This window comes from Latilactobacillus sp., assembly GCF_033176295.1.
GTDB classification, from domain to species: domain Bacteria; phylum Bacillota; class Bacilli; order Lactobacillales; family Lactobacillaceae; genus Latilactobacillus; species Latilactobacillus sakei.
The window spans coordinates 140,405-162,548 of record NZ_JAMQEX010000002.1; the positions used below are offsets into that span (position 1 = coordinate 140,405).

19 protein-coding genes and 1 tRNA gene are annotated in these 22,144 nt (G+C 40.4%); 18 read left to right on the forward strand and 2 right to left on the reverse strand.

From position 1 onward, the window contains the following. The first annotated feature begins 19 nt into the window (after nt 1-19). The 6 genes from asnB to NDN60_RS02210 all read left to right on the forward strand — a co-directional run bounded on the left by asnB (nt 20) and on the right by NDN60_RS02210 (nt 5,548). Nucleotides 20-1,924, forward strand: coding sequence for an asparagine synthase (glutamine-hydrolyzing) (gene asnB / locus NDN60_RS02185; RefSeq protein WP_016264823.1), 1,905 nt, complete (start codon nt 20-22; stop codon nt 1,922-1,924). 164 nt (nt 1,925-2,088) lie between these two features. Further along, nucleotides 2,089-3,420 carry a UDP-N-acetylmuramate--L-alanine ligase gene (murC, locus tag NDN60_RS02190; RefSeq protein WP_025015891.1) on the forward strand — a complete coding sequence of 444 codons (1,332 nt, stop codon included), beginning with the start codon at nt 2,089-2,091 and terminating at the stop codon, nt 3,418-3,420. Nucleotides 3,421-3,516: 96 nt separating this feature from the next. Continuing rightward, nucleotides 3,517-4,218, forward strand: a complete 702-nt coding sequence (locus NDN60_RS02195; RefSeq protein WP_011374347.1) for a Bax inhibitor-1/YccA family protein — start codon at nt 3,517-3,519, stop codon at nt 4,216-4,218. A gap of 261 nt (nt 4,219-4,479) precedes the next feature. Next, a complete protein-coding gene (locus tag NDN60_RS02200; RefSeq protein ID WP_011374348.1) occupies nt 4,480-4,788 on the forward strand; it encodes a PadR family transcriptional regulator in 309 nt (102 codons plus the stop codon). Nucleotides 4,789-4,882: 94 nt separating this feature from the next. Further along, nucleotides 4,883-5,389: a hypothetical protein gene (locus NDN60_RS02205; RefSeq protein ID WP_231953188.1), complete on the forward strand. Its 507-nt coding sequence runs from the start codon at nt 4,883-4,885 to the stop codon at nt 5,387-5,389. Then, nucleotides 5,390-5,548: a hypothetical protein gene (locus NDN60_RS02210; RefSeq protein ID WP_162926695.1), complete on the forward strand. Its 159-nt coding sequence runs from the start codon at nt 5,390-5,392 to the stop codon at nt 5,546-5,548. A gap of 55 nt (nt 5,549-5,603) precedes the next feature. Here NDN60_RS02210 and NDN60_RS02215 read toward each other — a convergent pair whose 3' ends face one another. Both NDN60_RS02215 and NDN60_RS02220 read right to left on the reverse strand, forming a co-directional pair. Beyond that, nucleotides 5,604-6,041 carry a universal stress protein gene (locus NDN60_RS02215; RefSeq protein WP_096585250.1) on the reverse strand — a complete coding sequence of 146 codons (438 nt, stop codon included), beginning with the start codon at nt 6,039-6,041 and terminating at the stop codon, nt 5,604-5,606. Between the two features lie 206 nt (nt 6,042-6,247). Continuing rightward, nucleotides 6,248-6,321, reverse strand: a tRNA-Arg gene (locus NDN60_RS02220). A gap of 103 nt (nt 6,322-6,424) precedes the next feature. Here NDN60_RS02220 and NDN60_RS02225 point away from each other — a divergent pair. The 12 genes from NDN60_RS02225 to purB all read left to right on the forward strand — a co-directional run bounded on the left by NDN60_RS02225 (nt 6,425) and on the right by purB (nt 22,110). Further along, the gene (locus tag NDN60_RS02225; protein ID WP_099712982.1) at nt 6,425-8,836 is read left to right on the forward strand and encodes a Xaa-Pro dipeptidyl-peptidase; all 2,412 of its coding nucleotides are present in this window, start codon (nt 6,425-6,427) and stop codon (nt 8,834-8,836) included. Between the two features lie 20 nt (nt 8,837-8,856). Then, the gene (locus NDN60_RS02230; RefSeq protein WP_099947635.1) at nt 8,857-9,366 is read left to right on the forward strand and encodes an acyl-CoA thioesterase; all 510 of its coding nucleotides are present in this window, start codon (nt 8,857-8,859) and stop codon (nt 9,364-9,366) included. A gap of 262 nt (nt 9,367-9,628) precedes the next feature. Continuing rightward, the gene (locus NDN60_RS02235) at nt 9,629-10,027 is read left to right on the forward strand and encodes a hypothetical protein (RefSeq protein WP_085391672.1); all 399 of its coding nucleotides are present in this window, start codon (nt 9,629-9,631) and stop codon (nt 10,025-10,027) included. Further along, the gene (locus NDN60_RS02240) at nt 9,999-11,816 is read left to right on the forward strand and encodes an acyltransferase family protein (protein WP_099947636.1); all 1,818 of its coding nucleotides are present in this window, start codon (nt 9,999-10,001) and stop codon (nt 11,814-11,816) included. The genes NDN60_RS02235 and NDN60_RS02240 overlap by 29 nt, the downstream gene beginning before the upstream one ends. Before the next feature lie 226 nt (nt 11,817-12,042). Then, nucleotides 12,043-13,317 (forward strand): CHAP domain-containing protein, encoded by a 1,275-nt coding sequence (locus NDN60_RS02245; protein WP_172952581.1) that lies wholly within the window; start codon nt 12,043-12,045, stop codon nt 13,315-13,317. A gap of 204 nt (nt 13,318-13,521) precedes the next feature. Beyond that, nucleotides 13,522-14,703, forward strand: coding sequence for a serine hydrolase domain-containing protein (locus tag NDN60_RS02250; protein WP_099947637.1), 1,182 nt, complete (start codon nt 13,522-13,524; stop codon nt 14,701-14,703). A 174-nt stretch (nt 14,704-14,877) separates the two neighbouring features. Then, on the forward strand, nt 14,878-16,395 hold the full coding sequence (gene glpK / locus NDN60_RS02255) for a glycerol kinase GlpK (RefSeq protein WP_011374358.1): 1,518 nt from the start codon (nt 14,878-14,880) through the stop codon (nt 16,393-16,395). A gap of 11 nt (nt 16,396-16,406) precedes the next feature. Then, complete coding sequence (gene glpO / locus NDN60_RS02260) at nt 16,407-18,233, forward strand: type 1 glycerol-3-phosphate oxidase (protein ID WP_099947306.1); 1,827 nt, start codon at nt 16,407-16,409, stop codon at nt 18,231-18,233. 24 nt (nt 18,234-18,257) lie between these two features. After that, the gene (locus NDN60_RS02265; RefSeq protein WP_011374360.1) at nt 18,258-18,977 is read left to right on the forward strand and encodes an MIP/aquaporin family protein; all 720 of its coding nucleotides are present in this window, start codon (nt 18,258-18,260) and stop codon (nt 18,975-18,977) included. A gap of 220 nt (nt 18,978-19,197) precedes the next feature. Beyond that, on the forward strand, nt 19,198-19,683 hold the full coding sequence (gene purE, locus NDN60_RS02270) for a 5-(carboxyamino)imidazole ribonucleotide mutase (protein ID WP_016264836.1): 486 nt from the start codon (nt 19,198-19,200) through the stop codon (nt 19,681-19,683). Further along, nucleotides 19,667-20,809, forward strand: coding sequence for a 5-(carboxyamino)imidazole ribonucleotide synthase (gene purK, locus NDN60_RS02275; protein WP_076632168.1), 1,143 nt, complete (start codon nt 19,667-19,669; stop codon nt 20,807-20,809). Before purE ends, purK begins: the two co-directional genes overlap by 17 nt. Nucleotides 20,810-20,814: 5 nt before the next feature. Further along, entirely contained in the window at nt 20,815-22,110 is a 1,296-nt protein-coding gene (gene purB / locus NDN60_RS02280) for an adenylosuccinate lyase (protein ID WP_056948306.1), read from the forward strand. Nucleotides 22,111-22,144: the final 34 nt, after the last annotated feature.

Below are 22,144 nucleotides of genomic sequence, written 5' to 3' on the forward strand. Positions count from 1 at the left end.
TCAAAGAGGAGCTTACGGTATGTGTGGGATTGTCGGATTTGCTGGTGGATTGTTTGATTTACCAAAGAAAAAAGAAGTATTGAACCAACAAATGGATGTCATTAAACATCGTGGCCCAAGTGGTGCGGGTGATTTCATTGATGATAAAGTGGCGCTTGGTTTCCGTCGCTTATCAATTATTGATTTAACTAAAGGTGATCAACCTATTTATAATGAAGATCATACTAAATTGATTTTCTTTAACGGTGAAGTATATAACTATCGTGAAATTCGTAAGGAATTGGAACCATTAGGTCACGAATTCAAGACGGATTCAGATACTGAAACAATTTTGCATGCCTATGAACAATGGGGCAAAGATGTTTTGAAGAAGATTCGTGGGATGTTTGTGTTCGTGATTTACGATTTACAAACGAAAACGTTATTTGGTGCCCGTGATTTCTTCGGGATCAAACCCCTTTATTACACAACGCTTGATGATGGCACCTTTATGTTTAGTAGTGAAATTAAAACATTCATGCGTCATCCAGAATTTAAGCGGACATTAAACAAGAAAGCTCTTAAATCATTCATGATGAATCAATATAATGATTTACAAGAAACTTTCTTTGAAGGGGTCTTCAGATTCCCTGCAGGTCATTACTTTACTTACAAAGATGGCCAATTAGATATTGAAAAGTATTGGGATATGCAATTTGATCCTTCTAACTTATCTTTCGAAGAAGAAGTTAAGAAAATTGATGCTTCTGTCGAAGAATCAATCAAGATGCACAACGTTGCTGACGTACCAGTGGGTGCCTTTCTTTCAGAAGGGGTCGATAGTAGTTATGTAACAAGTATCTTGCAACCACAAGAAGTCTTTAGTGTTGGTTTTGACGACCAAACTTATAACGAAGTAACAGCCGCTCATGCTTTGGCAGACGAACTGGGCTTGAACTTCAATGAAACTAAGGTTAAAGCGGACGATGCGTTTGCTGAATTTGATAAAATCCAATATTACTTGGACGAACCAGACGGGAACCCATCATGTGTGCCATTATGGTTCTTATCACGTTTTGCCCGTGAAAAAGTGACCGTTGCACTTTCAGGTGAAGGTGCTGATGAATTGTTTGCCGGCTACGTTAACTACGGAATGCATTCACACAATACAACAATCAAGGCTTTCACATCTAGTTTGAAGAAATTACCAAAGGGTGCCCGTGCTAAATTGGCGAAGACAGTCAAAAAGATGCCAGCATTCCCTGGTCGTGTTCATTTATATACGAACTTGGCTAACCCTAAGGAATTCTATGCCGGTCAATCAGTAATTTATGATATCGAAAACCCAAGTATTTTTGGTTCAGATGAAGCCAACCAATACTTGAAACCCGCTTATCAAAATGACACAACAATTCAAGAAAATTATCAAGCAGACTTTGACCGCGTCAAAGATGCTGATCCCGTTTCACAAATGCAATACATTGATATGCATCACTTTATGTTAAATGATATTTTACAAAAAGCTGATAAACTATCAATGGCGCACAGTTTGGAACTCCGGGTACCATTTTTAGACCCAGAAGTTGCTAAAACTGCTGGTCAAGTGCCGACTGAATACTTGATTAACAGCAAGGATACTAAGTATGCTTACCGTCAAGCATCTGCTAAGCATTTACCAGCCGCTTGGGCCAACAGACCTAAATTAGGTTTCCCAGTGCCAATCAAGCAATGGTTAGAAACTGACAAGTACTATGAACAAGTCAAAGCGCTCTTTAGCGAAGATTTCGTCAGTGAATTCTTCGATCAAGGCCAATTATTAGCGTTACTCGATGCTAATAAGGAACAACGCATTAACGGGCGTCGTAAGATTTGGACAATTTACACGTTCTTAACGTGGTACAAGGTTTACTTCATCAACATCGAAGATTATTTAGTATTAGGTTAATTCAAAAGAGGTTAGGGCAAAAATATTTTGCCTTAACCTCTTTTTTTGATAAAATAGCGTTTTTTAAGGATTCATTATTTAGCTCAAACGCCTGATATGGTAAACTTAAAGGGATTTGATTCAAATATACTTAGTGACTTTCTGAAAAGAGGACATTTAAAATGATAACAAGTGAAACGGTTTACCACTTTGTGGGCATTAAAGGATCAGGGATGAGTGCTTTAGCGCTCGTATTAAATGATTTAGGCTATCAAGTACAAGGCTCAGATATCGACCAATATACCTTTACACAACGGGATTTAGAGAAAGCAGACATTAAGATTTTACCTTTCTCAGCCGATAACCTTCACGAAGGCTTAACGGTAATTGCCGGCAATGCTTTCCAAGATGATCAAATTGAAATTAAGACAGCGCTCGAAATGGGCTTGCCAGTTGTGCGTTATCACCAATTCTTAGGCGAACTCTTAAAAAATTATACAAGTATCGGTGTTGCTGGTGCGCATGGTAAAACAAGTACGAGTGGGTTACTAGCACACGTTTTAAGTGGCGTTGCCAAAACAAGTTTCTTAGTTGGTGATGGGACAGGTAAGGGCATCAAGGATGCACAATTCTTCGCTTTTGAAGCGGATGAATATCGTCGTCATTTCTTAGCTTACTCACCAGATTATTTAATCATGACCAACATCGACTTTGATCACCCTGATTATTATACGGGGATCGAAGATGTTTTCGATGCTTTCCAATCAGAAGCTTACAAGGTTCAAAAAGGGATTTTTGCCTGGGGCGACGATCCAGAATTAAGAAAACTAAAATCAAACGCACCAATTTATTACTATGGAACTAAATCAAATGATGATTTCCAAGCACGTAATATTCAACGGACTGTTGAAGGATCAGAATTTGATGCTTATTATCACGATGAAAATATCGGACATTACCACGTGCCATTATACGGCGAACACAACGTACTTAATAGTTTAGCTGTCATTGCCGTTAGTTACCTCGAAAAAATTGATGGTCGTGAAGTTGCACGTGAATTGGCAGACTTCAAAGGTGTTAAACGCCGCTTTACTGAAAAGAAAGTCGCAGATGTCACGATTATTGATGACTATGCACATCATCCATCAGAAATTAAAGCCACTTTGGATGCAGCCCGTCAAAAATATCCAGATCGTCAAATCGTAGCGGTGTTCCAACCCCATACATTTACACGGACAATTGCATTGATGGATGATTTTGCAGCTAGTTTAAACCTCGCGGATGAAGTTTTCTTAACAGATATCTTCAGTTCTGCTCGTGAAAAATCAGGTAAGGTTTCAAGTGCTGATTTAGGTGCTAAGATTACTAAGGGTGGTCGGGTCCTTAAATTGGATAATATGTCACCATTATTAGATTTTGAACAACCAGTAGTCGTCTTCATGGGTGCCGGCGATGTTCAAAAATATGAATATGCTTACGAAGAATTATTAAGCAACTTAAGTCCTAAGGATAATTAAAGATTCAGGCAAGATGATTGTGTTTTAGTCATTTTTTGTTACAATATTGCTAACCGAGGATTATACCTCGTTAGAAATATTAAGAGGTGATTATTCATGGATGGAAGACGCGTTGTCAATGTCGATAGCGAATCACGATTTTTTAGTAAAGTATACGGATTAATGGCTTTAGGTGTTGGTATTTCGGCTCTCGTTGCTGTTTTACTAGTCACAGTTTTTGCAAGTCAAACCGTAGCCATTTTAAGCAATAGTAATACTTGGATGGTCTGGGGATTAATGATTGTTGAGATGATTTTGGTCGTTCAGATTAGTCGCAAAGCAACCAAGAATCCGTCAGCATCAATGATGATGTTTATTGCTTACGCCCTGTTGAACGGATTAACGTTCACGGTAATCTTGTTAGCGTATAACATCGGTCAGATTGGCGCCGCATTTATTTCAAGTGCGTTAGTCTTTGTCGCGATGTCAGCTTATGGCCGGATGACGAAGAATAACTTAAGTGGTTTTGGGAAGTTTGCCATGATGGGCTTGATTGGGATTATTATTGTAACCATCGTCAATGCTTTCATGGGCTCAGCTGCAATTGAGTACTTCTTATCTTACGCGATGTTAATCGTCTTCATTATTTTAACAGCCTGGGATAACCAAAAACTAAGCTTGTTATATCGTCAATACGGTTCAACTGGGGAAGTTTCAATCTCAGGATTAGCCGTGATGGGTGCTTTAACACTTTATCTAGATTTCGTTAACTTATTTATTACAATGCTCCAAATCTTTGGTTTCGGTAATCGAGACTAATTTAAAAAGAGTGTGTTGTCAGTGTTTAGCTTTTGAGTATTTGTAGAACTGGGCGAATCGGTGATGAAATCACCAATTTGACAAGTTTAGCAAAACGCAGAAAGTTACTGACAAAAGCACGTTTATACTAGCAACATTCGGTTATCAAGAAGGGGTCTGAGACAAAAGTTACTTTTGTCCCGGATTCCTTTTTTTTATGCGTAATTATGTTTGACATAATACTATGCAAAGTATAGTATTATATTTTGAAAGGATGATGACATGAACGCGCAATTAAAGAAGGGGTTGTTAGAATTTTGTGTTTTAGCAACGCTTAAAAAAGCCGATTCGTATGGCTATCAGATTATTAAAGATACTTCAAGCGTCATTGAAATCTCTGATTCAACTTTGTATCCCATCTTAAAACGGCTCGAAAAACAAGAACAGATTGAAAGTTATCAGGTAGCTCATAACGGACGTTTACGGAAATATTTCCATCTAACACCGATTGGGGCGGCTGCGATTGAACAGTTTTTAAATGAATGGACGCAAGTAACAGCAATCTATGAGTATATTAAAGGAGAAGCATAATGACTAAAAATGACTTTATCAAAGACTTAGCAGCTGCTTTAACAAGCTATGGTGTGAGAGTGATGCTGCCAATACAATTGATTATTACGATGAATTGATTGATGATCGTATTGAAGGCGGTGAAACTGAGGCGGCCGTAATTGCTAGTTTAGAGACACCTCATCAAATCGCTAGTCAATTAGCAGATCAGTTTCAACCAACACAGGTTCAACACAAAAGAATGTCGCCGGTATTGTTAGTAACGTTGGTCGTGTTGTTGGTGTTGGGTTCGCCACTTTGGGGTAGTTTGTTGTTAACCGTAATTGTTTTACTCACGGTTGGTTATTTATTACTATGGATTGGGCCTTTTATCGGTGGTACGCTGGCGGTTGCTAGCATCATTGGTGGGGCCGTTAGCTTAGTTTTTTCATGTTTTGTCACGTTAAACGAAGGTGCAGTAGTCGGCATGATGCAACTTGGTATTAGTTTTGCGATGGTGGGTGTTGGCATCTTAATCGGCGGTTTAACGTGGTATTTTTCGAAATATATTGTGCAATTTTCAATCGGCTTAACACGGTGGTTGATTCGGAAAAGTAAAAGACAATCAAAGGCGGTGGCATAGATGTTCGCAAAAATTCGAATGAATTGGTTTAAAATTGGGTTATTGATGGTTGTGATTGGATTGGTGATCATGGGCGTGAGTTATGCGCTTGGTGGTTTTGATAGTCATATTTTTCAAGAGCAGGGCAATCATGATTGGTTTAGAACGTTTAATTTTTAGGATAACAAAAAAGGCACGCACTACAGAATTTTGTAGGACGTGCCTTTTTAAACCCTTATTTCACCAACAAAACGTTAGCTTTAGCGTGGCTGCTGACGTATTGGGCGACCGAACCGACTAGCATTCGTTCAATAGCGCCTTTACCGGTAATCCCTAAGACGATGAGGTCAATGCCAAATTCCTCAGGGATGCGAATCGCAATTTCTTTTTTAGGAGAAGCAACTTCTAGAATTGGGGTAATCTTTTCAAGGCCGTGGTTGTGCGCGTAACGCACGTTAGCGGCGAGTTGAGATTTTACCCGATCTTTCTCCAAAGCGGTCACCTTGGCGTACATACTCGCATCTGGCGAGACGAAAATATCATTCGGGACAATTCGGGCGATAAATAATTCAGCGCTATTTCTTTTAGCAATTTCAACAGCTTCCATAAAAGCTTTATTAGCCATATCGGAACCGTCGACACCGACAAGGATTTTTTGATATGTTGTTGACATAAGATAACGTCCTTTCTAAAATAGCTGATTGTTAACATTAGTATATTAGGCTGCCGGGCTTTAAACAATTTAAACGCTTACGCCGAAAATTGTGGTTAAATTGTGGTAACTGTGTTTTTTTAACATTTTAGCGTATAAAAAAATAGATGAGAACGTTGATTTAACAACGTTCCCATCTATTAGAATTGTACCGAATGACGCTAAAATGTCACAGGCGAGATTCGAACTCGCGACCTACGGTTTAGAAGACCGTTGCTCTATCCAGCTGAGCTACTATGACAAAAAAGATTGGTTATTGCTTTTAGAATATCAAGTAACATGCTATATTATAAGCAATTGAAGTATCTGATGTCAATTGAAATTCGCAGAAATGGGGTAAAAAAATGAAATTAAATCAGTTTGCACGGTTAACAACCACTTATTCGGAACAAATAAAGGCCTTACAACGGATTAAGCTCCTTGATGAAGGTTATGAAGCATTGTCAGTTCAAGCGTTAGCACAACAAATATTCGCACGGTTCTTCCCAGAGGCCCACTCAAAAACGGCTCAAAATGAACAAATGCAAAAAATCCAGGCGACGGCTAGTTTAAACTTAGCCGATTATTTGGCAGGCATCTCAACATCGTTTGATCAGCGGACGTTTTATAATATTGCATTGCAGTTGCTAGGGTTTAAGGTTACAACTGATTTTCAATTTAATCACCCTCGGCGATTCATGGCAAAAGTCGGGATACCCTATGTTGATCAACCGGTATTAACCCAAGAACTCTTTTTAGAAGCTGTCTACCTTTTATTAACGACCCGCAGTCAAAACGGGTTGCTTTATTTAGATTGTTTGGCTAATCGTGGTTTCTTTGCGCATTGGCAAAAGGCGACCGCACCCGAGTTCTTAATCTTTAATGGTAAAACCCAACCGGTTTTTGATACGCAAAACTTTATTCGTGAAGTGGTTTATGTTGAATCAAGTTTGGATACTGATTTAGATGGGCATCTTGACTTGCTCGAAACGACAATCTTTAGACCTAAGGAAACTGAAAAAGGCCTACGTGTACCGGCCTTATATACTGCCAGTCCTTATTACAAAGGCACTAATGATGTCGATGCCGATCTGCACAACGTTGATGTGCCCATTCAAGCTAAGGCGGCCATTCAACCTAACTTGGCGGATTTGAAGACTGGGACCAATCAATCTGTACCAGCTGCTAGAGAACCACTCGGAGAAACGACTGAACCGGAATTAGAAGCCGCTGATGACAGTAACTACCTGTTAAATGATTATTTCTTAGCACGGGGGTTTGCGACGGTTTATGCTGGCGGTATCGGGACTCGGGGTTCAGATGGCATGCGGACGTGTGGCTCACCAGAAGAAACGGCCTCAACCACCGCGATTATTGAATGGTTAGCGGGTAATCGTCGGGCTTATACTAATAAAACAGATCGGATTGAAATTAAGGCTTGGTGGTGCAACCAAAAAGTCGCCATGACCGGGAAGTCTTATTTAGGGACCCTGGCGACTGCGGCTGCGACAACCGGTGTTGAAGGATTGAAAACTGTGATTGCTGAAGCGGCTATCTCCAGTTGGTATGATTACTACCGTGAAAACGGCTTGGTGGTGGCGCCTGTTGATTGCCAAGGAGAAGATGCGGATGTTTTAGCGAAACTCTGTCAAACTAGACAGATGGACGCAGCGGATCATACTAAATCAGGTGCGCTCTTTGAAGAACAGTTGGCAGCTTTACGAGAAGGTCAAGATCGGATTACGGGGAATTACAATGCCTTTTGGGCAGAACGTAATTATCGGGACAATGTTCAAAAAATTAATTGTGATGTTGTCTTGGTACACGGTTTAAACGATTGGAACGTTAAATTGCAAAATGCCGGCGCACTGTGGGATGACTTACGGCAACTACCAATCGAAAAGAAACTCTTTTTACACCAAGGACAACATATCTATATGAATAATATCCAATCGATTGATTTTACAGATATGATGAACCTATGGTTGAGTTATCAGTTGTTAGATATCGACAATCATGCATCAGAAATCTTACCAACGGTGACAATTCAGGATAATACGCAAGAAGCGACTTGGCATACCCAAGATGATTGGTTAAACCCTAAGAATCCACGTCAAACTTATTTCTTAAATGACCCAGAACATCTAGGGTTAGATCAGACGCCAACGACCCCTGTAGCAGATTTCAGCGATGATGGTGTTGCCATGTTTAAAAAACAGCATCTCAGTGAGGCTGCTTGGCAGGATCAATTATTAGCACCACAATCTGACTTTACGCAAAATCGCTTATTATTATTGTCACAGGCTCAATCGAAGCAATTGGTGATTGATGGTCGGGTACAGTTGAAAACGAAAGTTGCGGTCAATACCGATCGTGGTTTGTTGAGTGTTATGTTGGTTGATTACGGCTTATTTAGCCGCTTAGGCACAACACCAGCTATTTTGGCCGCTAAGGGGCAACAATTAGGTTATCACTGGCGCTATGATGATTTGAAGGAATTCAAATTAGGGGCACTTAGTCCTTATCAGTTGATCACTAAGGGCCATCTCAATTTACAGAATCGTCACAATAGTTATCAAACCGAGACAGTCGACGCAGGTACTTTTTATGAGGTGCAACTAGACTTACAACCAACGCATTACCATTTAGCAGCGGGACATCAATTAGGCTTGGTAATCTATGCGACTGATATGGGGATGACGTTGCGGGAAGAACAACAAAACCAATACCAAGTGGATCTAGGTGCGAGTCGCTTAGTAATTCCTACCTTGGATTAATTGTGAATGGAGCGTTTTGAATGACAGAAACAATCACTTGTCGCCAAACCTTATCAATTAGCAATCATCGAGTGTTTGCGAGCGATTTAAACGAACATGAGACGGTCTATGGTGGGCGACTATTGGAACTACTAGATGGCGCGGCGTCAATTGCGGCGAGCCGCTTAGCCCGTGTTGAAACCGTGACGGCCAGTATTGACCAATTAAATTTTATTGCGCCGTTTAAATTACAGGATTCGTTGTGTATCGAAAGTTACGTCGTTGGTGTTGGTCACCGCTCAATTGAAGTTTTTACAAAAATTATTGGTGAACATCTACAAACTGGAGAGCGTTTCTTAGGTTTGACGGCTTTTTTAACCTTTGTCACGACGGAAAAAACGCCGAACTTACCAGAGATTGCACCAACGACGGCAGAGGAAGAATTTATCTGTGCGGATTATGGTCAAAGAAAAGTACAGCGCTTGGCTAATTTTAAAAATCAACAAGCCTTTAATCAACAAATTAATCTCGATTATCCATGGGATTATTAACCGAAAAAGCTAGCCACTTTAGTGACTAGCTTTTTTGATGTCTTCATCAGGAATAATGAATAGTTAATGATAGATGAGTTTTTAAAATACTGGATTGGCAGCACATCTAAATTATGATAAAGTTGGTATGCTTATGGTGCTAACAATTTTAAGGGTTTAATTACGTTAGCTAGCATAAGTGTTAATTGGTGTAACGGAAACGGTTATTAATGTCGTTGATTAATGGCCAAGGGGATTATTTTTGGGGGAGGATTGTGACAAAATGCAACAAGTGAAGCGTTTTTTTTCAAAAGGGTCTAACATTATGTTGAGTATTCTTTTGTTAATTGTTTTTGTGTGTTTAGTGATTACATTGAAGCCACGCGATAGTGGGGTGCAGTCGATCAACTTAGATCGTGATCGATTGCAGTATCGTGGCGCGGTTGAAAAGGGCCGTTTCAGTGGTGATGGCAAACTAATGTTAAAAAATGGCGACTATTATACCGGCCAATTTAAAAATGGTCGGTTTGAAGGCGCTGGTCAATTTATTTCTCATGAAGGTTGGCAGTATAAAGGCCAATTTAAAGCGGGTGCACCTTATGGTAAAGGTGAACTGAAGAAAAACCATGTGACTTATAAGGGGGATCTCGTTAATGGGAAGTATCAAGAAAGCAAGAATTAGATGGTTTAGTTTAATTCGCATTTTTGGCCTAGGGATGGTTTTATACTATCACTATTTTAAAACAAGATATGCCGGTGGCTTTGTTGGGGTTGATGTGTTTTTTACCTTTTCAGGTTACTTAATCACAGCACTATTTATTGATGAATTTATCCGGCGCGATAAAGTGAAACTATGGGCATTTTATCGGCGTCGGTTTAACCGGATTTTTCCGCCATTATTATTAATGGTTCTAATCGCGGTGCCGCTGTCTTTAATTGCGAATCCGGATTTAAGAACGAATTTAACTAAACAAATTACCGCCACTTTAAGTTTTACGACGAATTTTTATGAAATTAGTACGGGTGGTAGCTATGAAACTAATTTCATTCCGCACTTATTTGTGCATACTTGGTCATTAGCAGTTGAAATGCACTTTTACTTAATCTGGGGCTTAATTGTCTATCTTGTTTCAAGAACTGTCAAAAGTGCGAAGTATTTCAGAACGGCTATCTTCAGTGTTTCGTTTGTTTTATTTGCCGTTAGCTTTCTATCAATGTTTACGCAAATTAAAGGTTTATCTGAATATTCACCGATTTATTTCTCAAGTTTAACGCATGGTTATCCATTCTTTGTCGGTGCGATGATTGGGAGCTTTTGTGGGGTTGGTCAATCAGCACAAGGCTTTAATCAATTAACGAGTCACTTGACCTGGAAGACACCATTAATTGGTTTCGTGGTCAGTGCGTTGTTATTATTTGGTTTAGGAACGCGTATGAAGTTTGATCAAGCTAGTACGTATGCTTATGGCATCTTACTAGGGAGTTTAATCACAGGATGTCTCATTATTTTTGCACGTCTATTGCATGATAAAGCACCCAACGTGGCTGAACCACGCTTCATTACTTATTTAGCGGATATTAGCTATGCAATGTATCTTTTCCACTGGCCATTGTACATTATCTTTTTAAGTTACTTTAACAATAATATTAAAGCAGTAGTGGCGGCCTTAATTGGCTCGGTTATTTTCTCAACACTGTCTTATTATTACATCGAACCGCTTTTGATGGGCAAAACAGTTGCTTACCAAAAGGCGGTCGGTGGTCCGTTGTTGTTTGCGATGGCGATTTTAGGTGTGGTGACAGCCAACTATGCAGTTGACGCACCACATATGTCTTCTTTGGAACAACATCTCTGGGTCGGTAATCTTTATCAGGACGCTGATCAAATTCAGGCGGTTCACGCTAAGGTTAGTCAACCCAAACAAACGGTGCCAGTTAGCCAAACTAACTATAATGTGCCCCAAGGCATTAGTATTATCGGTGACAGTGTCACATTAGGCGCACGGAGTTACTTATTAGAACACGTTAAAAATAGTGACATTAACGCTGAAGGTAATCGTCGAATGGACCAGGCGTATGACGTATTGATGAATCAACAAAACAATAATCAATTGCGAGAATATGTCGTGATCTGTATCGGGACGAATGCTTTTCCAGATTTCAAAGAACAAATCGATAAGATTATTCATGATTTGAAAAAAGGACATCGTCTAATTTTTATGACCCCTTACGATGGTCATGCAGATGCGACTTATGATAGTACCAAAATCGCAGTCTATGAACGGACGTTACCGGCTAAATACCCATTTATCACGGTGACAGATTGGAATAAGATTGCTGCTAGCCATCCAGAAGTTTTTGAAGGCACTGATGGGACGCATTTCGGTGGCATTGAAAAAGGTAATATTTTATATACTAAGGGCATTAATGATGCCATTAAGACGGCTGGTAAGAAGACCGTTAAAGCATAATTTCAAAAAGAGCACCAATTAGTTAGTTTTTAATCGCTAGCTGATTGGTGCTCTTTTTAGTATCAAAGTAATAGTGGCACTTGAAATAACTGTTACGTCCCTTAACTGTTGGTATGAGTGGTTTTTTGATGAAGTAGACTTATGGTTGTAACTTGGTTGTAATATGAATGTAACATTATTGGTCTATACTATAACCTATTAATAAAACACGGGGTAATTATAAAAAATGTCTTTCAAAAAAGTAATCACAAGTGCAATTGTAATGAGTATGGTAGCCGTTTCAGCACTAAACACAGTCGCAGCTAATGCAGCAACAGTTGATGAAACACAAGGAGCCATTACAAATAATAAAAGTGAAACAGCCAAATTGTTAAAGGATATTGCAACAGCCAATGCTGATAATATCAAACTACAACAACAAATCACTGATAACACAACTAAAATTGAAACGACTAAAACAAATATTGATCAATCAACACAAAAAATCGCAACCTTAAAAACACAAATCACAAGCGCAAAAGCCGAAGTTCAAAAAAGAACGACAGTGCTTAAGGCCCAACTTGTTGCATTACAAAAACAAACAGGGGACACTGTCAGTGGCAATGTTTACTTTGATTTTGTCTTAAACTCAAAAGACTTTTCTGATCTTGTTGCAAGATCATTCACAGTCAATAAGTTGAACCAAGCAAGTAAATCAGCACTAGAAGATGTTAAAGCAGCTAAAGCAGAATACTCAAATTTAATGACAGAACAAGAAACAACTAAATCTAATTTACAATCTGAAAAAACAAGTCTTGAAGCACAACAAACTGATTTGAAGGCCATGAAGGCTAAATCAGATCAACAACAAGATGCATTAAACCAAAAGGTTAATGACAATAAGGCAACATTAGAAGCGCTACAAACACAATATGATGAAGCTGCTTCTGCTTTAAAAGTTGCTAACGATACTAAGGCTAAAGAAACAAAAGTAGTAAAGACTGCTGTTTCTACTAAAGATACTTCAGATAAAGCAGAAGCAACAAGTACTTCAAACGATAGCAAAGCAAGCACTTCAAGTAAAATTGAAAATAAAACAAGCGACAATAGTAAATCAAAGAAATCTAATGACGATAGTGATAGCCAAGGCGACGGTAGCACACATGGTAACGTTGCTGGCAACTCATACGCATGGGGTCAATGTACTTGGTATGTTAAGCAAGTTGCACCTTGGGCTGGTAATAACTGGGGTAATGGCGGTCAATGGGGTGCTTCTGCATCAGCAGCTGGCTTCCGTGTCGATCATACACCATCAGCCGGTGCAATCATTGTCTTTGTACCTGGTCAATCTGTAGGTGGTCAATGGACTGCTGATCCTACGTACGGTCACGTTGGGTATGTTCAATCAGTTAGTGGCAGCAGTGTCACAATTACGCAAGGCGGGATGGGTTTTGCTAACGCAGCTGGCCCAAATACTGCAACACTTTCAGATGGCGGCAGTTACATGTATATTCACCGTTAATCTTTAAATGATGATTTTAAAAGTTTAGTGAAAAAGGCTTATTCCTTCGAGGATAAGTCTTTTTTTGTTGCAACTGGTTATTTCAGGATAAAAGTTCAGTTAGCGTTCCTTTTTAAGATAACAATATTGTCACTTCTAATGCTAGCATAAGTATTGTACATTATTAATAACGAGAGAAGATTATCAATTGGGGAGGGTAATTAGGTGGCGAAACGAAAATTAATGATGATCGGCAGTGTTGTCATCATATTAAGTGTCTTTTTAGCGGGTGGCTATGTTGTTAAAGAGCAAATTGATCAGAAAGCAGCCCAACAAGAAAAAATCGAAAAACAAACGCAACGACGAAAACGTCAAAGTGAAAAAGCGGCGATGGTTAAATCTGAAAGTATTCAAAAACAAAAAGCGCGTGAAAAAGAAGCAACTAAGCCAATGCCAACGGTGGTTGCTGATAATGCGTTAGATCAATATTTTAAGCAAGTTAACTTTTCAGGAACAGCATTAATTGTTAAAGATAACAAAATTATGCTTAATAAAGGGTATGGCACAGCTAATGAAGCGGCCAAAAAATTAAATACACCGGACACGTTATATCCAATTGCGTCAACTGAAAAAGCACTGATCGCAACCGGTATTTTACAATTAAATCAACAAGGCAAGTTGAAGGTTACCGATCCAGTGGCGAAATATTTACCCAAATTTCCTAATGGTCAGCAGATTAAATTGACGGACTTACTGCATCATACTTCTGGCATTGTTGGACGTAATCAGGACAATCAAGAAAAGACCAGCGACCAATTATTAGCTGAGATTATTGAAAATGGGACTAAGGGCCAACCAGGCAGTTGGCACTATTTAGATGCTAACTATATTGTTTTGGTTAAGATTTTAGAAAAAGTGAGTCATCAAAACTACCAAGATTACTTACAAAATAAGATTATCAAACCAAGTAAAATGATGCATACTGGGTTTATGTCAGCGCAATACCCACAGTTAGAAAATGCCTCTATCGGGTATGAAACCAAAGGTGGTGTTAAAAAGGCTGAAATGTTACCGAATTTTAGCCAGCTCTATGGCGTGGGGGATATGTATATGACGGCTATGGATATGTACCGTTTTGATAAGGCGCTTTGGACTCACAAGTTAATTAATCAGCAGCAAACCGATTTAATGTTTAAACCGGGTAGTGATTCTCATTATGGGATGGGCATGTATAATGATCCGGCATTAATCGTCAATCGCGGCTATCTTTCTGGTTGGAGTGTTTCAAACGGCTTTAGTCATGGCGGCCGAATTTATATTGTATTATTCTCGAATGTTAAGAACGATAAAACGTCGTTAAGTAAGATGAATAGTGATTTATACAGTAAAGTAGTGGCAACAATATAAGTTTAAAAGACGGGGGAGCGAAGGGCTCAACCGTCTTTTTTTGTGACTTTTAACCCACTATAATGATTGTGTAAAATTTAATTTAGGCAAAACGCTTCCATTTTGGATACCGGTAATCTATAATAAAAAACAAGGAAACGTTTTCCAAAGAAATTTTGTTAAAGGAGGATTAAAATGACTGAAAAATACATTCTTGCGATTGATGAGGGGACGACAAGCACTCGCTCAATCATTTTTAACCACGATGGTCAAAAAGTCGCGGATGCACAACGTGAGTTCCCGCAGTACTTTCCTGAACCCGGTTGGGTAGAGCATAACGCTAATGAAATTTGGAACGCCGTTTTATCGACTATTGCAAACGCTTTTATTAAATCTGGCATTCAACCGAACCAGATTGCGGGGATTGGGATTACTAATCAACGTGAAACGACGGTTATCTGGGACAAGGCAACTGGCCTACCAATTTACAATGCGGTGGTTTGGCAATCGCGGCAAACCAACGACATTGCTGAAAAGCTTAAGACAGATGGTTACGAAGATTTAATCCATAAGAAGACGGGCTTGATTGTTGATGCCTATTTCTCAGCAACCAAGATTCGCTGGATTTTAGATCAAGTGCCAGGCGCACAAGAACGTGCTGAAAAGGGCGAATTGCTCTTTGGGACAATTGATACTTGGATTACTTGGAAATTAACCGGGGGCGCAACGCACGTCACTGATTATACTAATGCCAGTCGGACGATGATTTTTAACATTCACGACTTGGACTGGGACGACGATATCTTGAAGCTTCTCAACATTCCACGGGCAATGTTACCTGATGTGCGGCCAAACTCTGAAGTTTATGGTGAAACGGCGTCTTATCATTTTTATGGCAGCAGCGTACCAATTTCAGGGATGGCCGGTGATCAACAAGCTGCCTTGTTTGGTCAATTAGCTTTACAACCCGGAATGGTCAAGAATACTTACGGGACAGGCTCATTTATCGTGATGAACACTGGTGAAAAGCCAACGATGTCTGAAAATAACTTATTAACGACAATCGGTTATTCAATCAATGGTAAAGTGAACTACGCTTTGGAAGGCTCAGTCTTTGTCGCTGGTTCGGCCATTCAATGGTTGAGAGATAGCATGCAATTAGTTGAGAAATCTTCAGATTCTGAAGCTGCTGCTAAAGCTTCAACGAGTTTAAATGAAGTTTACGTTGTGCCAGCTTTTACCGGCTTAGGTGCACCTTATTGGGACGCTGAAGCACGGGGCTCGATTCTTGGTATCACGCGTGGGACGAACCGTCAGGATATTATTAAAGCAACACTGCAATCATTAGCTTATCAAACACGTGACGTTGTTCAAACCATGCAAAAAGATACGGGGATTGATATCAAGATGCTACGTGTCGATGGGGGTGCTGCTAATAACAACTACCTCATGCAATTCCAGGCAGATATTTTAAATAGTGCCATTGAAAAAGCCGCAAACTTAGAAACAACGGCCATGGGTGCTGCCTTCTTGGCCGGCCTAGCTGTTGGTTTTTGGCAGGATACAGATGAATTAGCGCAAATCTTCTCTGTTGGGCAGCGTTTCGAACCTAACATGCCAGAAGAAGAACGTGAAGATCTATATGCTGGTTGGCAACAAGCCATTGAAGCAACAAAAATTTTCAAACATCGTCCATATAAGATGAACGAATAAGGAGGATTATTATGACATTTTCATTAGAAAGCCGTCAACAAGCCATTCAAAACTTAAAGAACGAACAACTTGATTTATTAATTATTGGTGGTGGGATCACTGGGGCAGGGGTCGCCATTCAATCTGCCGCATCTGGTATTAAAACGGGTTTAATCGAAATGCAAGATTTTGCTGAAGGGACATCATCACGTTCAACGAAATTAGTGCATGGTGGGATTCGCTACTTGAAGACTTTCGACGTCGGGGTTGTTGCTGATACTGTTAGCGAACGTGCGGTTGTTCAAGGTATCGCACCTCACATTCCACGGCCTACACCAATGCTTTTACCAATTTATGATGAACCTGAAGCAACTTATGATATGTTCAGTGTTAAAATTGCGATGGATTTATACGATAAATTGGCAGGGGTTACTGGGACACAATATGCCAACTACACAATTGATCGTAAAGAAGTGCTCCAACGCGAACCTGGTTTGAAATCAGATCGTTTGATGGGTGCTGGTGTCTATTTGGACTTTGTGAATAACGATGCCCGTTTAGTAATCGAAAATATCAAAGAAGCTGACGAATTGGGCGCAACAGTTGCCAGCCACGTTAAAGCTGTTGGGATGACTTATGATGCTAATGGCCGCGTTAATGGCTTGAAGGCGCATGATGAATTAACGGATGAAACATTCGATATTCATGCCAAATTAGTGATTAATACAGCTGGCCCTTGGGTTGATAAAGTTAACGCTTTGAATACTGAAGTGAAAGCGCAAGAAACACTTCGTCCAACTAAAGGAATTCATTTAGTTGTTGATAGCAGTCGCTTATCAGTGCCACAACCAACTTATTTTGATTCAGGTCTCCATGATGGTCGCATGATTTTCGTTGTGCCACGCGAAGGCAAAACATACTTCGGAACAACGGATACAGATTACACAGGCGACTATAAACACCCACGTGTTGAACAAACCGACGTTGATTACTTATTAAAGGCTATCAATAACCGTTATCCTAGCGTTGATATCGCATTAAACGATATTGAAGCAAGCTGGGCTGGTTTACGACCATTAATCTCAAACAACGGTAGTTCTGATTATAATGGCGGTGGCGCTAATAGTGGTAAGGTTTCAGAAGAATCATTCAATAACCTAATTAAGACTGTTGATGACTATGAAAATAAAACAGCTGCTCGTGCTGATGTTGAAAAAGCAATCAGCCAATTAAGAACAGCCCATGCTGAAGAAACGGTTAACCCTTCACAAGTCTCACGTGGGAGTTCACTTAAAGTGGCTGAAAACGGCTTGATGACTTTATCAGGTGGTAAGATTACGGATTACCGTAAGATGGCTGCTGGCGCATTAGAAATGATTCGTGATATCTTGAAGAAAGACTTCAACGAAACGGTTCGTGAAATCGATTCTAAGAAGTTACAAGTATCAGGTGGTCATTTTGATCCTAATAACGTTGAAGAAACATTGAAGTTCTACACGAAAGTAGCGATGAGCAAGGGTATTTCAGAAGATGATGCTACTGACTTAGCTAATCGCTTTGGTTCAAACGTTAGCCGTGTAGTTTCATATGCAGATCAAGGCACAGCTGATGGCTTGAACTTGAAGGAAACGATTAGTTTGAGATATTCAGTTAACGAAGAAATGACGTTAACACCAGTTGATTATTTATTGCGTCGGACAAACTTCGTCTTATTCCACAATGATCAATTGGCAGCCATCAAACAACCAGTTATCAACGAAATGGCCCGTCTCTTGAACTGGGATGCTGCTGAAAAAGAACGTCAAACAGCGCAATTAGATGCCGCAATTGCTGGAGCACAACTCGACTATTTAAAATAGTGAGTTGAATAAGGAGGAAACCTTATGGATAATTCAATAATGGTCCAAGCACTAGGCGAATTAGTCGGTACATTTATCTTAGTCCTCTTAGGGGACGGAGTCGTTGCCGGTGTTAGTTTAGCAAAGACTAAGGCCAACGGTGCTGGTTGGATTGCAATTACGTTAGGTTGGGGGTTTGCCGTAACGCTAGGTGTTTACGCATCAGCATTTATGGGTCCTGCCCATTTAAACCCAGCGGTCACGCTCGCCTTTGCAATCATCGGTAAAGTATCATGGTCTGTTGTATTACCATTTATCATCGCCCAAATGATTGGGGCTTTCTTGGGGGCAGTCGTTGTCTGGATTCAATACTACCCACATTGGCAAGCGACAGATGACCAATCAGCGATTTTAGGGACTTTTGCAACCGGTCCTGCAATTAGAAGCCCATTTGCCAACTTAATGAGTGAAATTATTGGGACATTTGTCTTAGTATTCGCATTGTTAGCATTGACACGGGGCCAATTCACAGAAGGCTTAAACCCACTCGTAGTTGGTGTTATCATTACTGCAATCGGGTTATCACTTGGTGGAACAACTGGGTATGCAATTAATCCGGCTCGGGATCTAGGCCCACGGATTGCGCATGCAGTTCTACCAATTGCCAACAAGGGTGATTCTGACTGGCAATACAGTTGGATTCCAGTTATCGGCCCATTCGTTGGTGGGATTTTAGGGGCATTATTGTTTGTCCTGTTACCATAATAAACGCCTTTAAAAAGAGTGACTCATTCATTAATGAGTCACTCTTTTTTGTTCGTCTTTTCAAATAACTAATATTTCATGAAAGATATTGATTAATTATTTTACACGTAATACGTACAATTTATAAAACTATAATAAAATAATACGGATTTCCCTTTGACTTATGCCGTCGTCGTTGTTAAAATCAAACCATAATCAATTAAGAAAGCAGGCTAATCGAATGACTGATGTAGCGATTGTGATGGGATCGATCTCTGATTGGGAAACAATGCAGGAAACGGCTCAGATTTTAACGGATTTGAATGTGAGTTATACCAAAAAAGTCATTTCGGCACACCGGATGCCAATTGAAATGATTGCTTTTGCGCAAAGTGCGGCGGAAGAAGGTTATCAAGTGATTATTGCAGGTGCCGGTGGTGCAGCACATCTACCGGGGATGTTGGCTGCTAACACTGTTCTGCCAGTTATCGGGGTACCAATTCAAAGCAAGGCGCTCAATGGGATGGACTCATTGTTGTCAATTGTCCAGATGCCAAGTGGTGTGCCAGTGGCAACGGTAGCGATTGGTAAGGCAGGCGCAATTAACGCTGGTTTGTTGGCAACCCAAATCTGCGGGCTTAAAACACCAACTTATCAAAAGGCATTAGTGCAATACAAACAAGCACTTCATCAAAAGGCGGTGGCAAGTAATGACCAACTTAACTAAACAAATTTTACCAGGACAAGTCATTGGGATTATTGGTGGCGGTCAATTAGGACAGATGATGACCTTGGCCGCTAAGTCGATGGGCTTTAAAGTCATCGTTCTTGATCCGCAAGTTGATTGTCCGGCCGGTCAAGTAGCCGATGACCAAATTGTTGCGGCTTACGATGACGAGAATCAAATCATTGAATTGGCGAAACGTTCGGATGTCGTGACTTATGAATTTGAAAACGTTGATGCAACGACGATTGAAAAAGCACAACAATTAACACAAATTCCACAAGGAACCAAGGCGTTACGGATTGCACAAGACCGTGTTTTGGAAAAACAATTCTTAGCAACCGAGAAATTACCGCACGCCGCTTTTAAAGTCGTAACATCGATTAGTGAATTAACTAAAGCGGTCGCTGAGATTGGCTTACCCTGTCTCTTGAAAACGGCCCGGGGTGGGTACGACGGTAAAGGGCAACTTGTCTTAAGACGGGCCAGTGATATTGAAGCCGCTAGAGCACTTCTGGATTTTGGCGTTTGTGTGTTAGAAGAAATGGTGACTTTTGATCAAGAGATTTCAGTCATGATTAGCCAGAATTGGGCAGGGCAACAGGCACTTTTTCCAGTCATTGAAAACCAACACCGGCATAACATATTACATATTAGTATTTGCCCTGCACGGGTACCGGCGGCGGTTGCACAAGAAGCTAAGGAAATTGCTCAGAAAATTGCGACCGAAATAGAATTGGTGGGGACACTCGGGGTAGAGTTCTTCGTGACCCCAACTGGCCAGTTGTTTGTAAATGAAATCGCACCAAGACCGCATAATTCGGGTCATTTAACGATTGAAGCTTGTGACTTGTCGCAATTCATGGCGCACATCCGGGGGGGTTGCAATTGGCCACTTCAAACACCGCGCCTTTGGCAATCAGCTGTAATGGTCAATGTCTTAGGCCAAGATGTACCAGGTGCACTGGCCAAGAGTCGCCAATCAACTGATTGGTCTTATCACGATTACGGTAAGGCTGAGCGCAAAGAAAATCGGAAGATGGGGCATATCACCTTGTTGACTGATGATCTAAACAAAACACTTTCTGAAATTGAAGCAACACAAATTTGGGCGTTACCAAAGGAGTAGACAAAATGATTGAACGTTATACAAATCCTGAAATGGGTGCCATTTGGACCGATCACAACAAGTATGAAGCATGGTTGGCAGTTGAAATTTTAGCGGATGAGGCGTGGTCTAAATTAGGACACATTCCGGCAGAAGATGTCGCTAAGATTAAAGCCAACGCGCAATTTTCAATTCCTCGCATTCTAGAAATTGAACAGGAAACAAGACATGATGTGGTGGCGTTCACCCGGGCCGTTTCGGAATCACTAGGTGCTGAACGAAAATGGGTTCATTATGGGTTAACGTCTACTGATGTCGTTGATACGGCTTACGGCTATTTATTGAAACAAGCGAACGCCATTTTACGAGCTGATATCAACGCTTTGATAGAAGTGATTGGTAAGCAAGCTAAACGTTATCAAGATACAGTTATGATGGGGCGGACACATGGTGTGCACGCTGAACCGACGACTTTTGGTTTGAAATTAGCGCTTTGGTATTCCGAATTAAAACGCCATAAAGAACGTTTTGAAACAGCGGCAGAAGGCGTTGAAGCCGGTAAAATCAGTGGGGCTGTGGGGACGTTTGCGAATATTCCACCGTTTGTTGAAAGTTATGTTTGTGATCAATTGGGGATTCGGGCTCAAGAAATTTCAACTCAAGTACTACCGAGAGATTTACATGCTGCTTACGTTGCTGAAATGGCGTTATTAGCGACATCTATCGAGAAATTCGCGACTGAAATTCGTGGTTTACAAAAATCAGAAACGCGCGAAGTGGAAGAATACTTTGCTAAAGGGCAAAAAGGCTCTTCAGCAATGCCCCATAAACGCAATCCAATTGGTTCTGAAAATATCACAGGCTTAACGCGAGTTATTCGCGGTCATATGGTAACGGCTTATGAAGATGTAGCGCTGTGGCATGAACGCGATATTTCACATAGCTCCGCTGAACGGATTATTTTACCGGATACAACCATTTTATTAGATTACATTCTCAAACGGTTTACAAAAATTATGACGAACTTGACGGTCTTCCCAGAAAATATGAAACGTAATATGGGTCGGACTTTTGGTTTGATTTATAGCCAACGCGTGTTATTGAAATTGATCGATCACGGCCTTTCAAGAGAAGCGGCCTATGATTTGATTCAACCTAAGACGGCCCGTTCTTGGGATGAACAAATTGATTTCAGACCGTTATTAGAAGCCGACGAACAGGTAATGAGCATTCTAACGCCAGCTGATTTGGATGATGCGTTTGACTATCATTATCATATTCGGCATGTGGCCGAAATTTTTGAGCGTGTTGGTTTGGGTTAAAAATAAACGAACTTTGAAATAGCGATCATTTCAA

Coding starts and splice junctions, on each gene's coding strand:
- asnB (WP_016264823.1), top strand. CDS start 20: ATGTGTGGGATTGTCGGATTTGCTGGTGGATTGTTTGATTTACCAAAG.
- NDN60_RS02195 (WP_011374347.1), top strand. CDS start 3,517: ATGGATGGAAGACGCGTTGTCAATGTCGATAGCGAATCACGATTTTTT.
- NDN60_RS02200 (WP_011374348.1), top strand. CDS start 4,480: ATGAACGCGCAATTAAAGAAGGGGTTGTTAGAATTTTGTGTTTTAGCA.
- NDN60_RS02210 (WP_162926695.1), top strand. CDS start 5,390: ATGTTCGCAAAAATTCGAATGAATTGGTTTAAAATTGGGTTATTGATG.
- NDN60_RS02215 (WP_096585250.1), bottom strand. CDS start 6,041: ATGTCAACAACATATCAAAAAATCCTTGTCGGTGTCGACGGTTCCGAT.
- NDN60_RS02225 (WP_099712982.1), top strand. CDS start 6,425: ATGAAATTAAATCAGTTTGCACGGTTAACAACCACTTATTCGGAACAA.
- NDN60_RS02230 (WP_099947635.1), top strand. CDS start 8,857: ATGACAGAAACAATCACTTGTCGCCAAACCTTATCAATTAGCAATCAT.
- NDN60_RS02235 (WP_085391672.1), top strand. CDS start 9,629: ATGCAACAAGTGAAGCGTTTTTTTTCAAAAGGGTCTAACATTATGTTG.
- NDN60_RS02240 (WP_099947636.1), top strand. CDS start 9,999: ATGGGAAGTATCAAGAAAGCAAGAATTAGATGGTTTAGTTTAATTCGC.
- NDN60_RS02245 (WP_172952581.1), top strand. CDS start 12,043: ATGTCTTTCAAAAAAGTAATCACAAGTGCAATTGTAATGAGTATGGTA.
- glpK (WP_011374358.1), top strand. CDS start 14,878: ATGACTGAAAAATACATTCTTGCGATTGATGAGGGGACGACAAGCACT.
- glpO (WP_099947306.1), top strand. CDS start 16,407: ATGACATTTTCATTAGAAAGCCGTCAACAAGCCATTCAAAACTTAAAG.
- NDN60_RS02265 (WP_011374360.1), top strand. CDS start 18,258: ATGGATAATTCAATAATGGTCCAAGCACTAGGCGAATTAGTCGGTACA.
- purE (WP_016264836.1), top strand. CDS start 19,198: ATGACTGATGTAGCGATTGTGATGGGATCGATCTCTGATTGGGAAACA.
- purK (WP_076632168.1), top strand. CDS start 19,667: ATGACCAACTTAACTAAACAAATTTTACCAGGACAAGTCATTGGGATT.
- purB (WP_056948306.1), top strand. CDS start 20,815: ATGATTGAACGTTATACAAATCCTGAAATGGGTGCCATTTGGACCGAT.